General features: G+C 56.2%; 3 protein-coding genes. 2 read left to right on the top strand and 1 reads right to left on the bottom strand.

Going from position 1 to position 2379, the window contains the following annotated elements; all coding sequences use genetic code 11:
• The first annotated feature begins 409 nt into the window (after positions 1-409).
• Both ACRBB0_RS26235 and ACRBB0_RS26230 read left to right on the top strand, forming a co-directional pair.
• Positions 410-619 carry a hypothetical protein gene (locus ACRBB0_RS26235; RefSeq protein WP_431377423.1) on the top strand — a complete coding sequence of 70 codons (210 nt, stop codon included), beginning with the start codon at positions 410-412 and terminating at the stop codon, positions 617-619.
• Between the two features lie 68 nt (positions 620-687).
• A complete protein-coding gene (locus ACRBB0_RS26230) occupies positions 688-897 on the top strand; it encodes a hypothetical protein (RefSeq protein WP_431377422.1) in 210 nt (69 codons plus the stop codon).
• A gap of 305 nt (positions 898-1202) precedes the next feature.
• Here ACRBB0_RS26230 and tuf read toward each other — a convergent pair whose 3' ends face one another.
• A complete protein-coding gene (gene tuf, locus ACRBB0_RS26225; protein WP_431377421.1) occupies positions 1203-2378 on the bottom strand; it encodes an elongation factor Tu in 1176 nt (391 codons plus the stop codon).
• Position 2379: the final 1 nt, after the last annotated feature.

Raw genomic sequence — 2379 nt, 5'->3', positions numbered from 1 at the left:
AATTCCTTCTACGTGCCAAGTTTTATGTCATAGGCTCACAAATCAGCGCACGGGCGTTCACGCAAAGCGATACGCACTCAAACAAAAGCCATGTTCACGAATGCACACCGGTTGTTCATCGTCTTTTTTCATCACGGCTCTTCTCAAAATACGTGAGCGCTGGCGGTTGGGGGGCGCCCGCGACCCCTTTGTTTTCTTGGGCCGCACTTTGGCTCTGCAGGGATGCACAGTCACCTGAATTCCTGCTGGCATTTCAAGGGCAAAAACGCGTGAGCGGATGCGATTTTTTCGTGTGTTCAAATCCGAAATCCACGCCCCTATCTCGTTTGCATCGGAACGACACACCGTTCCTCACAAACTCCAAGCGGGCCTCTCAAGCGCCCCTTACACACATGAAAGAAGAGACATTATGAAAACCATCATCGCATCCGCCCTCATCGCAACCGCCGCTCTGACCGGTGCGGCCAACGCATCCTTGTCTTCGGACGTTAACACTTACGCCCCCGGCGCGGACGTCTCCTCACTGACCAACACAGAGGTTGCACAGCTTCACCTCATCCTCTCCGGCGGTGACACCGAAAGCGAAAAGCGCGACGCCGTTCGCAAAATCGTTAACTAAGACGCGCGGCGCTTAGCGCCCCGTCACCCCCCTCCCAAAACATATTTCCTCCCAAAAGGACCCCTGTCATGAAAACCATCATCGCATCCGCCCTCATCGCAACTGCCGCTCTGACCGGTGCGGCCAACGCCTCCTTGTCTTCGGACGTTCAGACATACGCCCCCGGCGCTGACATTTCTTCGCTGACGGCAGCCCAAACGGCGTCGCTGCACCTGATCCTCTCGGGTGGCGACAGCGAGAGCGAAAAGCGCGACGCTGTGCTCAAAATCGTTAACTAAAGGCCCAGCCTTTTCCGACGGGTCACGCCTCGGTCTCCCAAAGGCGTGGCTCAGGACAAAAGCGTTGCCCCCTGTGGCAGCGCTTTTTGCTTTGCGGCAACCAGGACAATAACGAGAGGCAATAACGGCGGGCAATAACAGGGCGGGCCGCGATCGATTTTTCGCCGAAAAATCACCCACCTCCCCCGCGCTCAACACAACAAAAAGGCCGCCCGAATGGGGCGGCCTTTTCTAGATCTCAGCGGCGGGCTTTTAACAGGTTTTCTTGCAGAAAACCATCTGCCGTCAAACGCGCAGAGCGCGTCTTACTCGACGATTTTGGACACAACGCCCGAACCAACGGTGCGGCCGCCTTCGCGGATCGCAAAGCGCAGGCCGTCTTCCATCGCGATTGGCGCGATCAGCTCAACACCAAACTTCAGGTTGTCGCCTGGCATAACCATTTCTGTGCCCTCAGGCAGAGTAACAGTGCCGGTCACGTCGGTTGTCCGGAAGTAGAACTGTGGACGGTAGTTCGCGAAGAACGGCGTGTGACGGCCACCTTCGTCTTTGGTCAGGATGTAGACCTCAGCTTCAAACTTGGTGTGCGGGTTCACAGAACCTGGCGCGCACAGAACCTGACCACGCTCAACCGCTTCACGGTCGATACCGCGCAGCAATGCGCCGATGTTGTCGCCAGCTTCACCGCGATCCAGCAGTTTGCGGAACATTTCAACACCGGTACATGTGGTTGTGGTGGTGTCTTTAATGCCAACGATTTCAATGCTGTCGCCAACATTGATCACGCCACGCTCAACACGGCCGGTCACAACAGTACCACGACCCGAGATCGAGAACACGTCTTCGATCGGCATCAGGAACGGCTGGTCGATCGCACGCTCAGGCTGTGGGATGTACTCATCAACAGCTGCCATCAGCTCTTTGATTTTATCTTCGCCGATTTCAGGGTTGTTGCCTTCCATCGCCGCCAGAGCGGAACCCGCTACGATAGGAATATCGTCGCCTGGGAAGTCATATTCGGACAGCAGCTCACGGATTTCCATTTCAACCAGCTCGAGCAGCTCTTCGTCGTCAACCTGGTCAACTTTGTTCATGAAAACAACCATGGCGGGAATGCCAACCTGGCGACCCAGCAGGATGTGCTCACGAGTCTGTGGCATTGGGCCATCAGCCGCGTTCACAACCAAGATCGCGCCGTCCATCTGAGCGGCACCGGTGATCATGTTTTTGACGTAGTCAGCGTGGCCAGGGCAGTCAACGTGCGCATAGTGGCGCGCGTCGGTTTCATACTCAACGTGTGCCGTCGAGATGGTGATCCCACGGGCTTTTTCTTCTGGCGCACCATCAATCTGGTCGTACGCTTTGAAGTCACCAAAATACTTGGTGATCGCCGCTGTCAATGTGGTCTTGCCGTGGTCAACGTGGCCGATTGTGCCGATGTTGCAGTGCGGCTTGCCGCGTTCAAACTTTTCCTTGCCCATC

The organism is Pelagimonas sp., from assembly GCF_050633425.1.
Taxonomy (GTDB): domain Bacteria; phylum Pseudomonadota; class Alphaproteobacteria; order Rhodobacterales; family Rhodobacteraceae; genus Pelagimonas.
The sequence above is the reverse complement of the archived record's forward strand: the minus strand, read 5'-3'. Positions and strand labels throughout refer to the sequence as shown.